The following is a 15,779-nucleotide window of genomic DNA, read 5'->3' as shown; positions in this document are numbered from 1 at the left end:
CACCTTAAAAGAGGTGAACACAATGATAACAATATACCAACTATTTGGGTTTATACTTGCATTCACAGTTTCTTTAGTATCAACTCCATTTGTTATTAAATTTGCAAAAAGATTCGGTTTTGTCGATATACCTAATTATCGTAAAGTTCATAAAGCACCTAAACCTCTGATTGGTGGACTATCCATTGTCCTCGGGGCAACTGCTGGTATCCTATATCTAAAGCCTTTTTATAATTATCTAGTACCAGTTATGCTTGGAGGCTTTATTATACTAGTTATCGGTATGATAGATGATAAATATAATTTAACACCCAAATGGAAGGTTTTGGGCCAATTAATTGCGGCCATTATCGTCGTTTCAGCTGGGGTTAAGATTGACTTTTTCATAATCCCCTTTATAGGTGAAAAAATTGAACTTGGGGTATTTAGCTATATTATTGCTGTAATATGGATAATTGCAATAACAAATGCCATCAACTTAATCGACGGTCTTGATGGATTATCTGCAGGAATATCAGCTATTGCGCTATCATCGATACTTGTTCTTTCGATCTTGAATGGGCAAATGTTCGTTATATCTATAACTGTAATCCTAATTGGTAGCATTTTAGGTTTTTTACCGTATAACTTCCACCCTGCTAAAATTTTTCTCGGTGATACAGGCGCATTATTTCTTGGATATTGCATTGCCGTTATCTCAATATTAGGCTTATATAAAAGTGTGACAATCTTTAGTTTAGGTTTACCAATTATTGCTCTAGCAGTTCCAATTTTCGATACAATATTTGCCATTGTGAGAAGATTGCTTAATAAGCAAAGTATCTCATCACCAGATAAGGCTCACCTTCATCACAGATTATTAGCAATGGGCTTTAGTCATCGGGCAACAGTTATGATCATTTATGCAATTGGTGTATCCTTTGGATTATCGGCTATCCTCTTTACGAGAACGACACTTTGGTTATCCTTATTATTCATGGTAGCATTGTTGGTATTGTTCCAGCTTCTAGCAGAATTAATTGGATTAATCGGAAACCACAAGCCATTGCTCACTGCTTTAGCTAAATTAATAAATAAAAGAGAGCCTCTTAAAAATAAAAATAATTAATACACACATAAAGTGAAGAGAAGCGATGGTTTCTCTTCACTTTTTATTTTGTTACACTATGGCCTAGTCCAACATTATCTAGAAGTAGGTTTCCAAACTGCTTGTCGTTTTCCTGTTAAAGCCCGATAAGTTCCTATTAGAGCTGCTAGGTTAACGATACAGAAATAGTATGGTATGTAAGTGACAAAACTTTTTATAAATTTCCCTACATAAGCTAATAAATAAAACAACACTTGAAGCCCAAACAATACCATATAAAAAGGCTGAGTGATCAGAGTGATATTTAGGATAAAAACAATGATCATATAGTATGGAACTAGATATCGTAATAATTTATGTGATAAATATTTAAAAAATAGTTCAAACCGTGTAAATGGGTTAAACAATCGTTTGTAAGAAAGAACTCCAGTGAAACTTCTAGTCACAATCCTCACTTTGCGTCCAAATTCCTCTACATTACTAGGTGATGTTTCTTCAACCGTTACCGCATCTCGGTCATAAATATATCGTTTACCTTGTCCAATAATGATGAGCGGATTTTGCATATCATCACCAACATTCGGATTCATAGGTTTGAATAATGACTTCCGAATACTATAGATTGATCCATTTCCCACAACACTTGTACCCGTTCGACTTTCTAATGTTTTTAACAATCTTTCGTATTTCCAATACACGCCTTCCGATTCACCAATAGCAGAATTCGTTGGATTAATCAATTTTAATTCCCCACAAACACCACCAATAGACTCATCAACATAGTATTTGACCATATGATGGATTGCATCTTCCTTATACATGGAATTTGCATCTGAAAACACGAGAATATCACCATTAGCTAAATGGACACTTTTATTTAATGCTTCGGTCTTCCCTTTACGCCCATATACAATATTTAATTTTATAAAAGGATAATCCTCAGCAATTTCATTAACAAATTCATTTGTACGATCTGATGAATCATCTGATACGACAATAACTTGTAATTTGTCCTTTGGATACGATAAATCAATTGTGTTAAGGAGCTTATTCTTTATGACCTTTTCTTCATTATATGCCGCAATAAACATCGTTACCTTCGGTTGATATTCGTCATCAGTAATTGTTTTTGCTTGTTTTATTTTTGAAACCATCCATAATAAAGTAGGATAACCAAAATAAATATAAATAATTAGAAAGATAAAAAACCATAATAACACTTGTATTAATACCATAATGCACTTCCTTACTGAGATAAATAGTACTGATATGTCATGTTAATTCCTTCTAAAAGTTCGACTGATGGCTTCCAATCAACATGCTTCTTAAACTTATCATTTAGAAGAAAACTATGTTTTATATCCCCTTTGCGATCTGCCATAAAATTCACGGGAAACTGAGTGTGAATCGTTTCCTTTACGAGGTTAATAAGCTGAAGTAAATCAGTTTGTTTTCCAGTGCTAATGTTAAAAACATCGTTTAGAGGCTTTGCACTTGCTAACAGATTTGCACTTACTACATCAAAAACATGGATAAAATCCCTTGTTTGTTTACCATCACCATATAAATTAAAGGAATTCCCTTCAATTGCTGACTTCATTAATACAGATATTACTCCACCTTCACCTTTTGGATCTTGTCTCATTCCATACACATTTGCATAACGGAAAATCGTATAAGGGACACTGTAGAGATTATGATAGAGTCTGATATATTGTTCAGGCGTATATTTGGATATTCCGTAATTAGATATTGGTGTAATTTCATGTTTTTCATCAATTCCTAAATAATTAGGTGTCCCATAAACAGCTGCAGATGATGGGTAAATCAGTGGTACACCTAATTCCTTGCATACTTCCAATACATTTATCGTTCCGATAATATTTATCTTCGCATCTAATCCAGGGTTTTTAATAGAAGATTGCACATCTATATTTGCAGCATGATGATTAATCAGATCAGGCTTTTCTTTGATAGCAATATCATAGAATTCCTGAGAACATATATCTACCTCATAGAATTTTACCATTGAATGAATATGTTCCTGTTTCCCAGTTATTAAGTTATCAACTACGACAACGTCATAACCAGCTTTTATATATTCTTCAGCTAGATTAGATCCTATAAAGCCAGCTCCGCCAGTTAGTAAAACTTTCATTTTAAAACTCCTCTACATCCTATTAATTGAAAGAGACTGTTTTTCGACCGATTGAAGCGTAATAAAATCCCATTTGTTCCATATGTTCATTTGAAAAAATATTACGACCATCAATGATGATTTTTTGTTTGACTAACTTTGAAACTTCAGTCAAATCTATCTCTTTAAATTCCTTCCAATCTGTTAAGATCATGATTGCATCACTGTTAATAATTGCTTCTTGCATAGTATCTGCGATTTCTAAATTAGGAATAACTTTTTGGGCATTTTCATTTGCCACAGGGTCGTATGCAACAACCTCTGCTCCTTCGTTTTGTAGAATTGGGATTACATCCACAGATGGAGCATCCCGCATATCATCTGTATTTGGTTTAAATGCCAAGCCAAGTACAGCAATCCTTTTTCCGTATAGTTCATTTTTTAATGCAACTTTTAATTTATCAATTACCTTGGAGCGTTGCTCTTTATTTACCTGCTCAACATCCTTAACAATTCTAAAATCATAACCTGCCTTTTCAGCTATCGCAACTAGTGCACTCGTATCCTTTGGAAAACAAGATCCTCCATACCCAATACCTGCTTGCAAAAAGGCATGTCCAATCCGTTTATCATACCCCATACCTTCAGCAACTTTTGTTACATCTGCCCCTAATAACTCGCAAACATTCGCAATTTCATTTATAAAACTAATTTTAGTAGCTAAAAATGCATTTGAGGCATATTTGATCATTTCTGCTGTTTCAATATTGGTAAGAACTATATTCGATGTCAAAGGTTTATGTAATCCAATAAGAAGCTCCGCTGCTTTTTCACTTTCAACACCTATAACTGCTCTTTCCATGTTTAATGTATCATAAATTGCCGAACCCTCTCTTAAAAACTCCGGGTTTGATGCTACATCAAATTCCACTTCTCCTGCATGACGTCTTATAATCTCTTTAACGATTTTTCCAGTTCCAACTGGCACTGTACTTTTTGTTATAATCACCTTATAGCTTTTTAAATGCTGCCCGATGGATTCCGCTACTTTTTCAATATATGTAAGATCTGCTTCACCATTTTGTTTTCTAGGTGTCCCTACCGCAATAATAACGATTTGTGCAGATTCCATTGCTTGCTTTAAATCTGTTGTAAAAAGCAAACGATTTTTATGAAGGTTTTTTTGAATGAGGTCCTCAATACCTGGCTCATAGATTGGAGATTTACCTTCTGTTAATTTTGCTATTTTTTGCTCATCTACATCTACACATGTAACATGATTACCTAACTCACTAAAACAAACACCTGATACTAAACCTACATATCCTGTTCCTACTACACAAATATTCATCAATTTATTTACTCCTTATATCTTTGTGTTGTAAATAAGAATTTTACTATTTCTTTATTGATTATGTTCAATAAAGTTTTATATCATAAATATAAACCAAAAATAAGATAATATATGTTAAGTTTTATTTAAATATGAAAAGGGAGCATTAGATGATAAGCATAATTATACCAACTCTTGGCGATCGCCCTGATGAACTTAGAAGACTTTTTGATAGCCTTAGTTCTCAAACCTATCAAAACTTCGAAGTCCTATTAGTCACTCAATTAAATCATGATTGTATTCAATTTTTACCACAATACGATATGAAAATAAAGCAAATTAAACTAAATAAAAAGGGACTCTCCTATTCAAGAAATGAAAGCTTAAAAGCTATAGCTGGATCGATCGTCACCTTTTCAGATGATGATTGCTGGTATCCTGAGGATTCACTTCAAAACGTGATCAATGCTTTTGAAAAGGATGACTCCCTAGATGTAGCCTGCTTTCAAATTTTTGATCCATTGCAGAAGGTTCATTATAAAAGTTATGAACAAAAAGCAAAAAGTCAGATTTCGAAGAAGGATATCCTTAGGAAGTCTTCTATTGAATTATTTGTAAGATTAAAAAATGTTACTTCAACTGAGCTAACATTTGATGAAAATTTTGGCCTTGGTACAAAGTATCCATCTGGTGAAGAAAATATATTTTTAAGTGATTTAATGAACAAAAAGCTTAAAATAAGCTATTTTCCACAAATCATTGTCTATCATAAAAAGCCTGAACAAACATCCCGCTTAACAACAGCACAAATGATTAGTAAAGGGCCATTATTTAAACGATTAACAAACACACCGATAGCATCAATATTACTCATTCTATTCTTTTTAAAAAAGGCAAAACATATTCAAGAGCCTTCGAAAACCTTTTTATCTACAGTAAAAGAGATGCTAAATTACAAAAAATAAGGAGAATCTAAATTATGCAATGTCCTATATGTGAAAAAAATAAGCAGCACAATCCTTCAGAAATTTACCGTAATCAGTTCATAGTGGTTTCACATGCACCACTTGATGCCAATCTTCTTGGTTATGTATATATTGAACCAGTAGAACATTTTGAAGACTGGTCAGACATCCCTTTAGAAGTATTAAGTGATGTTCAAAGTACTGTCAAAAAGATCGACCTTTTCTTAAGAAACGAACAGCTAGCCGAAAGAGTGTATTCAGTTACAATTAGTGAAATGGTGCGCCACATTCATTTTCATATTATCCCACGACATAAAGATAATAGCATGAAAGGAATTTCATTAATTGAAAAAGCTACACAACAATTATCAAACGAAAATGATGAATTGATTCAAGAAGAGCAATTTGAGAAATTTATTCTAAAGGCAAAACAATTCTTAGCTGGATAAACATTTTTAAAAGCACGATAATCAAATTATCGTGCTTTTAAATACTCCTCTACTTTGTCAATATCTTCTGGTACATCTACTCCAATTAACTCATTTGAAACTTCTGATACATAAATAGAATGACCATTTTCAATTGCTCTTAGCTGCTCTAATGATTCAGCCTTTTCAAGTATTGATTCTGGTAAGTTAATATAGTCAAACAGGAATGACTTTCGATATGCATAAACACCGATATGCTTATAATAGTCTACTTCTATATTCTCTCGGTTATATGGAATCGTTGAACGTGAAAAATAGATCGAGTGATTATCTTTATTTGTAATCACTTTAACCACATTTGGATTCGCTACATCTTCAGGATTATTAATTTTTGTTTTTAAAGTTGCCATCTGTAATGTATCGTCTTTTAGAAATGGTTGTACTAAAGTTTCAATGAGATCTGCTGAAATAAGTGGTTCATCACCTTGAACGTTAACTACTATATCAGTTGAAAGATCGCGTGCAACTTCAGCGATTCGATCTGTCCCTGTGGCATGTTCTTTAGATGTTAAGAAACAATTACCGTTAAAACCTTCTACAACGTTTTTGATCCTTTCATCATCTGTTGCAACGATTACTTCATCCACAAACGTTGAAGCAGAAACATTTTCATACACATGCTGAATCATTGGCTTATTAAGAATATTGGCAAGTGGTTTTCCTGGAAATCTAGTTGACCCATATCGAGCTGGAACAATAACTGTAACTTTCATAAATGTTATACCCCCATCTTAATGATTTTCTATCATTTCTTTTAGTAAAAAGCCTACTTTTTTTAACCGGTTTGGTATTTTGATATTAGCCTGCCTATTATCAAAATACATATTTCTCTTTTCAATGAGTTTGTCTATAACTGTATCACAGGAAACCCTTATTCCATTTTCCCAATCAAAGTACCTAGGATATACGAGTAAAGCTCCTGCAATAAGCTCATCAAGAGTTAGTGTACGTTTCCTTCTATCTATAGAATGGCGATCATGTGTCAGACCCCAGCCGGAATAAAATGGAGATCCATACGTATAAACTGTTTTACCACGAAGTAAAGCATCAAATCCTGTTAACGATGTCATCGTATGTACTTCATCGGCATAATTAATACAACTAATGATGCTCGCTTCAATTTCAATATGATCACATGCATCTGTAATAAAATCTGAGGTTACCTCACCTTGTCGATTCCTCGAAACAATGTCAGGGTGTGGTTTATAGATAATATAAGCATCTTGATTTTTTTCCCTAACACTATTTAACAGCTCGGTATTTGTTTTAATGTCCTTACATCCATAACGAATTGAGGCATCATCTTCTACTTGGCCAGGTACTAAAATCACCTTTTTTCCTTCGCTAGGAAGGTTTAGTGATTCAATTGGCTCAGAATTGTACTTTGTTAATTGATTTTCAACAATCTTCTTTCTGATGTTCATCGCATCTTCTAGCATATTTTCAGTAAAGAGTTGATGAGTCAGGATGTGTTCCAATTCACTTACTTGCTGTGGATTATAGTATATCCCTTTATGATCTAACGCTAAGGACCAGGGAAGCGTCACGTTTGTCCCTAAGCCAACTGAACGAATAAAACCGTCTTCTATCCTCATAACCGGCTTATTCCATTTCTCAGCTAACTCTCTTACATCTGCTGGCTCTTTATGTCCCCACACCAAAAGTTCACTTTGCGTGTCAAACTTATTTTGAACTTCTTGTACAGTTTTCGGAAAATAAATTGTATTGTAAGGATTTTTAACAAACGGTCGTACAAACCCTCTTTTCCATGGCTGAATGCCAAAACAATAGATTTTTTTCTCTTTACTTTCCAACTGAGAATCCTTTTTATCTTCTATTATTTTGATTATCTCATTTAAATTAGTTGGCATCCCTGTTAATGGATTTATTTGCTTTTCATAAAAATAAAAAAAGATTGTAAAAAGCTCTAATATTGTTCTTTGCTTTGTTCTACGGCTATTTTTGATTTCATCCGTTGTAAGTCCCCAACCAGAATAAAATGGTAAACCAAAACAGTGAACTTCTCTATTTTGCAGCAATGCCATAAATCCAGTAATCGATTCAATGACAAACACCTTTTTTGCAGTATGTATGAGTTGATTTGCTTTATCGACGCTAGAAATAATTTCAACATTTTCGTTTTGGCAAAGTTTTTTCAAGTATCCTTCTTCATCAAAGGTAGATAATACTTTTATGTTATTTGTTGCATAAGTGTTCTTTGCCCTCTCTAGCATATCCTTAAAAGTGTCTTCTTTCTTATTGTTTCTTTCTATTCTTTCATCTACTAATACTATGTTCTCACTAGTTAATGGAGCCTTCGTGATGTAGTCGAAAACCTCTTTTGCCTTCTTAAGTAAATTCGCATCGATATCAACCGAATTCAACAACTGTTCGAGTTGTGTAGTATCCTCACTATTTTTAATGGAGCCATTATTGTCAATAAGTAATGAATAGTCAAACTCAAATAGCTGTTTATCATCAATTAATTGACTAGACAACCCATTTTCTATCGTATAATATGGTAGATTCTTTTTTCTAGCTAGTTTTTTCCCTTGCTGGATGTAAGTTTCATTACCATAAGCTGTTATACCCGTTAATTTATCCACGTATTTTGCAGGTAGATATGTAATTCTTTCTTGAAAGAATGAATCCATAAAGGGCATTCGCTGACCTTTGGGACAAAAAACTCCAATCATATTTTTAACTCCTTAAAATCAATTCAACCATAGAAAATAAAGCTATATCATTCTAAAGTGAAAGGAAGTTTATTAAATACTATTCTTAGCTATTTCCTTCATACAAAAGAAGTCCTCTTTCTTGAATTAAACAATAATCAAGATCTGAGGACATTCAAATTATCCTAATTTTAATATATCATGTAAGCGCAGCATGCCTATATATTCATGACCATCCAATACAGGAATAACTGAAATTTCTCGCTGTTTCTTTTCCATAACCTGAATAGCCTGACCGGCTGTTAGCCCTTTATTAATAACAATTGGATTTTTAGTCATAATTTGTGTTGCTTGCAATTGGAAAGATTGTTCACCATGCTTTTCAATCGATCTTCTTAAATCTCCGTCTGTTATGACTCCTATCATTTTTTTATTAGAGTCTAATACAACTGTGCCACCTAGAGGTCTTTTTGTTAATTCCATAACGATTTCTTGGAAGTGATCATCATCAGAAACAAATGTATATGAATCAGCTGCTAGCAAATCTTCTACATTCAAGGTTAGACGTTTCCCTAAGCTTCCACCAGGATGATAAAGAGCAAAATCGTTGGAAGTGAATCCCTTTTGCTCAGATACAACTAGTGCTAGTGCATCACCTAACGCTAGGGTAACAGTCGTACTTGTAGTTGGCGCTAAATTCATATGGCATGCTTCTTTTTCAATCGTAAATTTCAACACAATGTCTGCATGTTTTCCCATAGTAGAATTTTCATTAGAGGTTATCGCAATCATCTTCGGTTCAATCTTTTTAAGAGTTGGGAGAATATCTGAGATCTCTTGAGATTCACCACTTTTACTAATTGCCAGGACGATATCGTTCTTTTGAACAATTCCAAGGTCACCATGCAAGCCTTCTGCAGGGCTCATGTAAACAGCTGGAATTCCCAAGCTAGACATGGTCGATGATATTTTTCTACCAATCCAGCCTGATTTGCCGATCCCAGTTACAACGATCTTCCCTTTACAAGCTGTGATCATTTCAACAGCAAGATAAAAATTTTCTCCTAGCTCTAATTCTGAATTTAAAATCGCTTGTGCTTCCTGATGTAAAATCGCCTTACCTTTAGAAATAATTTGATCATATTTAGTGGATACTGAGTTTGGTGATGACATATGTTTACACTCCTTTATCTCTTAAGAAATGGGGTGAATCTGATCTGACATCATTCAACAATTCGCTCTGTTATTAGCCTATCCCACCTTTGACTACTTGATCACTTCTTATTGAAAAAAGGTGAAGGATTTGTAATACCAATTCTTTAGTCATAAAGTCTGACGTATGATCTTCTTTTGAAAAACAATCAAACATATATAATCCGTTTTTATATTCAAGTGAATTTTTCAAGCTTTCAGCAGCTGCTAGGTCTGCGGGATATGTCCCGTATTGAATATAAAGACTTGGCAGTAAATCATATGTAGCAATCAATGAACCTAAATTAGGCAACGGGCCTACTTCAAGTAGAACTTGTTTCCACTTTTGCCAACCATACTGATGAATAACCTCTTCATTAGCTTGCGGGACTACCGCTATTGCACCTTTTAAATTCAGCTTTACCGCATAATAAATAGCCGCATATCCACCCATTGAGGAACCAATCGTGTAAATTTCTTTTGTACGTTGTAGTTCACTAACAAGCTTGATTAACTCAATCGTTTGCTTTTCAACAAAGTAGTTATCTTCATATCCTAGATAATATAAGCCACCTTTTTGTGCACCGTTATTATCTGAGATAAACAGAAAATTAATATCCCACTCTTCTGTTTCTTCCCAAAACATTCGAATTCTCTCATAAATATGTGGACCAAGTGTGGTAAAGCAAACAAGCATCTTATCACTTTTAGAAGGGTATAGCACATACTTGATCTTATTATCTCCAATATGTGCACTTCTTTCGTATTTAGCTAATACCTTTTCTGCGTTGAATTTCAAGCTCATCACCTTCATTTTGTTTATAAGCTAACATTTCTTCATACGCATCTATATAATCCTTAATAATATTTTCCCATGATTTTAAATTTTTAGATTCTACGGCATGTAACCCCATTTGCTTCAACAATTCTGGATTCTGAATAAATTGTTCAATTCGGTTAACAAATGCTTCATCTTCATCATAATCAACGATATAGCCATTCTGGCCATTTGTTACCATATCTGGTACAAAACCACATGGAGTTGATACGACAGGTAGCCCAGTTGCCAACGCCTCAGGTAATGACGCCGGTCCACCTTCAGCCTTTGATGTAATTAAAAATAAATCCATTTGATCATATAAACGAGGAAACTCACTATAGGCTATTTTTTCATATACCTCTGACTCAACTCCAAGTGATTCGCAAAATTCATGCTCTTTACTCCGATCTTGTCCTATAAATATGAACTTAACAGGCTGATCTTTTAAGCCCTCGATAATTTTATAAAGCGTCTCTTCTCCTTTTATTAACCGAGGATATCGACGACTAGAAAAACCAATCACTAGCTTATTGTTGGCATTGATCTGTTCTTTATATGTTTTCTTAGGTGTAAAGCTTGTATCAAATCCATGTGGAATAACCTTAATCGGTTTTGTTTGACCAATGTATTCTGTGATTCTTTGCTTCTGTTGTTCATTTAAGCATAGGATCATATCACTTCGTTTATAGCTATCAATAAAATGTCTTAGGCTAAGACCTTCGGAATCACGATCAAAGTCATGGTGTACGGTTACAATTCCAGGATGTTTAATATCCGTTTTACTAGCATTTGGTCTCCAGTAATGATAAATATCCGCATTTTTCAATGATTTTTCTGTCACAATCATTAAATAGTCGTCCTTTAATTCATTGCGAAACCTAGCTAACATATCCTCAAAGATTTTACTATATGTTGCTTGTCCCATAACCATGTTGACGATTTTTTTCGAAGTCATTCTTGCCTGAAGAATACTAAAATACAAACTAGCCCGATATTTTAGCGCTAGAGTTGCCTTTTTAGGTTCTTTATAAGCTTTTCTAGCAATTGATTTTACACGTCTTAGTTTCAACTTGTACTTTTTGAATTTTTTGTTTATCCGACGTAGAAGGCCCACTTCTTTATTTTTATTGAACGCAGTCGTTTCATAAAACTTCTTTTCAAAATTTATGTCCTCATCCGTTCTTTTAAAACAATGATTATGTAGTAAATGATAGATAAATTTCCTAACTTCTTTTACTTCAATTTCTTCAAGACGAGGTTCAGCTAATGCTATGTCAATTGCAAGCGGTAAAAATTCTGGTTGTGTTACGTCCACCGTCCAGCCTTTATTACCATAAAAAGCATTTCCTACCTGAACAACTCTTTTTCCCATATAAAGCATCTCTAAACCTGCTTGGCTACAAGATGTAAGACCAATTTCCGAGAATTCAATGAGAGAATCTATATTCACATCATAGTCAACTGTATAATTTGTAATGGAAAGGTCAGCTAATTTTTTCTCTAAAACGCGTTTAGATAATTCAGTTGTACTGTTCTGTTTATGGTTTTCCCACGGGTGAAGCTTAATAAACAGATGACAATCTTTTTTATCTGCAATTGTTTTAATAACATCCACATAAAAGTCTATTGAAGAATCATAATTTTTCAAATCTCTCGTAATTGAAAAATCATTTAATACTTGACCTATGAGTAAGATTAACTTTTTATTAGGATCTATATTATAACGCTGATATAACTCTGCTTTCGTTAGTTTATTAGGCTGGACAACATTTAGGTTTAAGCGATTCGCCATGACATTTTCTAGCCATTCAGCTTGTTTGTCAAGAAAATCTAACCCTTGTAATCGAACCCATTTTGAATGATCTGCAAAGCGATGGTTGTTTGTAATCATTCCTGAGCCACTATCCGCATAGTGGAAATCCTTAATAAATGAACCTTCAAATGAAAGCACATTTGTATTGTTCCATTGTGCAACTAATGTTGCTGCTCTAGAATAGATTGTCGTACCGCCGAACACACATACATTGTTTATTTTGAATTTCTTAAATGTTGCTGCCCAGTAATCAATCCAAAACGCACCTATAGCAAAATTATAGAAAACTAAATTTTGAAAGGTCTCATCTTCTAGTTTTGAGGTTCTAAGCCATTGTAATAAATCATCTGAATCAGATTGTGGATTAGTAATTTCATTCGCTATGTAATGTTGATAGATTCTTGGTGTTAAATAAGCATACATCTCAGCATGGATTACGTCCCATAGATTATAGCCTTTATAGCTAACTTGCTTCAGCTCTGAAAGAGGTTTTTCATTAAGACCTTTAAATACCTCTTCATATTTTGAGAAATTTGGAAGTCCACTGATCTTCCTTAGTTCATATTTCCCAAAACTTTTCTTTAAAGATGGATATGCGTTGTTATACTTAAAGGTGAAATTATCCTCCACAAACGAAATAAAGTTATCAAAATTTCGTTTGTGGAAATTAATTTGATCAACAAAGTAAAAATCAATTTTTTTCATAACTAGGTTTGCACTCCTTTGTGTGTCAATCCCATGAATGTTTTAGAAAAACTAGGCCGGTTTTCTCTTTTCTATCATTTATGGAGCATTGTAATACATTTTGTTCTTTTTTTATTGTTCGTTTATCTTTGTTTAATGTAATAATATCAAAAGTATAGTTTCCATTACCTAGAAAAGATTTACGTATCGTTAACACGCCCGTTTTACCATAGTCAATTGGTACTGTGAAATGTGTAATTGGTACATGTAATGACTTATTGATTATTTTATGGAATGTTACAATCCCATACTTTACTTCTTCGTTTGGGAAGCATAGCTTTACTTCCATCTCATCTTCATTCACATCATTGAGAGACCATATTTGTTCAGACGTTTCATCAATAGATGAAACAGAATGAGGAACTTCGATAAACCCTCTCATTTTGAAATCAGGCTTGTGGTTGATCACTGAAAAACTCATCACATCATTCTTCACTTCAACAATATCGTTAGCTCCATTTAATATGGTTACATCGATATTATACTTACCATTATATAAAGGTAGTTCCTTTATTCTAAGTATCGTATCTAAAACACCTGGCTCTTCTGGTTTGATAACAAACTCTGAAATTGTATCTGTAAAGGTCGAAATCTCATCCGCCTTTATTTTCACTTTAATAACAGGGTTTTTCGTTTTCGGATGAATATTCACTTTTAATTTTACTGATAGATCGTTTCCATAACTTATAATAGACGTTTCTTCTTCTTTATCGTTTAATAGAATGCCTTCCACTAGATGTGTTCGATAATTCTGAAGCCTTGTATTAAAACTGGATTGCGTAGCATTTGACAGTTCTTGATATACTTTAATTGCATCCTCTGTCTCACCAGTAAATATTAACTTTCCACGATTTAAAACAATGCATTTATCACAGATTCTCTTTATTTGTCCAATATCATGTGAGACAAAGACAATTGTTTTATCAGCAAGAAAGCTCTCCATCATTTGCAAGGCTTTTTTTCTAAAAGAACTATCTCCTACTGCTAATACTTCATCTAATAAGACAATATCCGTTTCAATAGTAATAGCAACTGCAAATCCTAAACGAACTTTCATTCCAGAGGAATAACTTTTTAAAGGCATATCGATAAAGTCTGCTAAACCGGAAAATTCGATAATTTGTGGAAAACGATCTTCAATCTCCTGCTTAGAAAGACCTAAAATTGCTCCGTTAATATAAACATTTTCTCTTCCTGTCATTTCTGGGTGAAATCCAGCTCCTAATTCAATTAAACCACCAATAGTACCATTTATATTAATGTCACCTTCAGTTGGTACAGTAACACCTGATAATAACTTTAACAGTGTACTTTTCCCTGAACCATTGGAGCCGATAATTCCAATTGCTTCTCCCTTATTGACAGAGAATGAAATGTCTCTTAGTGCCCAAAAGTCATTATCCCCGCGATAATTCTGTGTTACCTTTGTAACCACGTCCTTGAGACGAGTTAATTTTGCTGTTCTAGAATATTTTTTCCCTACTTGAGAAAATTCAATAGCGATATCTGTTGAATTCATGTTAACCACCATTCTTATAAAACATCAGCAAATTTTTTCTCTAACTTATTAAAGACGATAAAGCCAATAATAAATATAACAATTGAAAATCCCACAGTATATGCTAAAGGGATCCATTCTGGCATTTGTTGATGTAATAATACTTTTCTATAAGCGTCCAATATACCTGTCATCGGATTTAGTATGAGCCATTTTCGATACTCTTCTCCAATTAGTTCGTAAGAATAAATGACTGGAGATAAATAGAACCATAGACGAGTGACTATAGGTGTCGCAAGTCCAATATCACGCACATATACATTTAATGATGATAAAAGCATCATAAAACCCATGATTAAGAAACTCTGTAAGAGAAATAACGGAACAATTAATAACATTGTCCAGCTTAATGTCACTTGGAAGTAGATAAAAATAATAACAAGACTTATCAACGAATAAAAGTAGTTAATTGACTCAGTTATCATTCGATTTACTACTAAAGAAAGCCGATAAAATGCTCTCTGTTTGATTAATCCTGTTTGCCCAACAATGACACTTGGTGCTGCACTAACAGCATTTGTGAAAAAATTCCAAGGTAGTAATGCCGTTAAGAAAAATAACGGGTAAGGTACTCCCTCACTCGGTAAACGAGCAAATTTAGAAAATACGACTGTTAAAATCAACATAAACATGAAAGGTTGAATAACAATCCACAGCTTACCTAAAAATGATTGTTTATATTTTGCATTTAGTTCTCTCTGCGCAAGAGCTAAAATAAAACCTTTATGCTCTCGTAATTGTTTTATACTCTCAACCATAATCTCTACTCCTAACAATATGTGTTTGAAACACTATTATCTATTATACATAACGATCAAAATAATTCTATAATAGGTAAGGTTACAATTTTGTTACTAAACTAAAGTACAAAGTTATCAAAAAAGTCTCATCTATACAAGTATGGACTTCTTTGACATAAAAAAGTCTAGTTCAAGTAAAATTCACATGAAAAAGAGGCTGACTAGAAA

13 protein-coding genes are annotated in these 15,779 nt (G+C 33.5%); 3 read left to right on the top strand and 10 right to left on the bottom strand.

The genetic code is table 11. The features are described 5' to 3' along the window. Positions 1–22: 22 nt before the first annotated feature. The gene (locus tag WCV66_RS05965) at positions 23–1,108 is read left to right on the top strand and encodes an MraY family glycosyltransferase (RefSeq protein ID WP_338788277.1); all 1,086 of its coding nucleotides are present in this window, start codon (positions 23–25) and stop codon (positions 1,106–1,108) included. Positions 1,109–1,182: 74 nt separating this feature from the next. Here WCV66_RS05965 and WCV66_RS05960 read toward each other — a convergent pair whose 3' ends face one another. From WCV66_RS05960 to WCV66_RS05950, 3 genes are read right to left on the bottom strand one after another with little or no spacing between them, the layout of a single operon-like run. Next, the gene (locus WCV66_RS05960; protein WP_338788275.1) at positions 1,183–2,322 is read right to left on the bottom strand and encodes a glycosyltransferase family 2 protein; all 1,140 of its coding nucleotides are present in this window, start codon (positions 2,320–2,322) and stop codon (positions 1,183–1,185) included. 11 nt (positions 2,323–2,333) lie between these two features. Then, a complete protein-coding gene (locus WCV66_RS05955; RefSeq protein ID WP_338788274.1) occupies positions 2,334–3,245 on the bottom strand; it encodes an NAD-dependent epimerase/dehydratase family protein in 912 nt (303 codons plus the stop codon). 22 nt (positions 3,246–3,267) lie between these two features. Continuing rightward, positions 3,268–4,575: a UDP-glucose dehydrogenase family protein gene (locus tag WCV66_RS05950; RefSeq protein WP_066333184.1), complete on the bottom strand. Its 1,308-nt coding sequence runs from the start codon at positions 4,573–4,575 to the stop codon at positions 3,268–3,270. A 152-nt stretch (positions 4,576–4,727) separates the two neighbouring features. Here WCV66_RS05950 and WCV66_RS05945 point away from each other — a divergent pair, with 152 nt between their 5' ends. Both WCV66_RS05945 and WCV66_RS05940 read left to right on the top strand, forming a co-directional pair. Next, the gene (locus WCV66_RS05945) at positions 4,728–5,522 is read left to right on the top strand and encodes a glycosyltransferase family A protein (protein WP_338788273.1); all 795 of its coding nucleotides are present in this window, start codon (positions 4,728–4,730) and stop codon (positions 5,520–5,522) included. A 14-nt stretch (positions 5,523–5,536) separates the two neighbouring features. Continuing rightward, positions 5,537–5,971, top strand: a complete 435-nt coding sequence (locus WCV66_RS05940; RefSeq protein ID WP_338788272.1) for an HIT family protein — start codon at positions 5,537–5,539, stop codon at positions 5,969–5,971. 26 nt (positions 5,972–5,997) lie between these two features. On the opposite strand, the gene kdsB is transcribed toward WCV66_RS05940, so the two are convergent. From kdsB to WCV66_RS05905, 7 genes are all read right to left on the bottom strand, one after another. Continuing rightward, the gene (gene kdsB / locus WCV66_RS05935) at positions 5,998–6,723 is read right to left on the bottom strand and encodes a 3-deoxy-manno-octulosonate cytidylyltransferase (RefSeq protein ID WP_338788271.1); all 726 of its coding nucleotides are present in this window, start codon (positions 6,721–6,723) and stop codon (positions 5,998–6,000) included. An 18-nt stretch (positions 6,724–6,741) separates the two neighbouring features. Next, positions 6,742–8,706: a hypothetical protein gene (locus WCV66_RS05930; protein ID WP_338788270.1), complete on the bottom strand. Its 1,965-nt coding sequence runs from the start codon at positions 8,704–8,706 to the stop codon at positions 6,742–6,744. Positions 8,707–8,865: 159 nt separating this feature from the next. After that, complete coding sequence (locus WCV66_RS05925) at positions 8,866–9,858, bottom strand: KpsF/GutQ family sugar-phosphate isomerase (protein ID WP_083964640.1); 993 nt, start codon at positions 9,856–9,858, stop codon at positions 8,866–8,868. Between the two features lie 73 nt (positions 9,859–9,931). Continuing rightward, complete coding sequence (locus WCV66_RS05920) at positions 9,932–10,675, bottom strand: hypothetical protein (RefSeq protein WP_338788269.1); 744 nt, start codon at positions 10,673–10,675, stop codon at positions 9,932–9,934. Further along, entirely contained in the window at positions 10,644–13,214 is a 2,571-nt protein-coding gene (locus WCV66_RS05915; protein WP_338788268.1) for a glycosyltransferase, read from the bottom strand. The genes WCV66_RS05920 and WCV66_RS05915 overlap by 32 nt, the downstream gene beginning before the upstream one ends. 25 nt (positions 13,215–13,239) lie before the next feature. Next, the gene (locus WCV66_RS05910) at positions 13,240–14,772 is read right to left on the bottom strand and encodes an ABC transporter ATP-binding protein (RefSeq protein WP_066333156.1); all 1,533 of its coding nucleotides are present in this window, start codon (positions 14,770–14,772) and stop codon (positions 13,240–13,242) included. A 14-nt stretch (positions 14,773–14,786) separates the two neighbouring features. After that, a complete protein-coding gene (locus tag WCV66_RS05905) occupies positions 14,787–15,569 on the bottom strand; it encodes an ABC transporter permease (RefSeq protein WP_066333152.1) in 783 nt (260 codons plus the stop codon). Positions 15,570–15,779 lie beyond the last annotated feature (210 nt).

Origin of the sequence: Metabacillus rhizosphaerae, from assembly GCF_037201795.1 — a bacterium.
GTDB lineage: Bacteria > Bacillota > Bacilli > Bacillales > Bacillaceae > Metabacillus > Metabacillus rhizosphaerae.
This window is presented reverse-complemented; position numbering and strand designations above follow the sequence as displayed.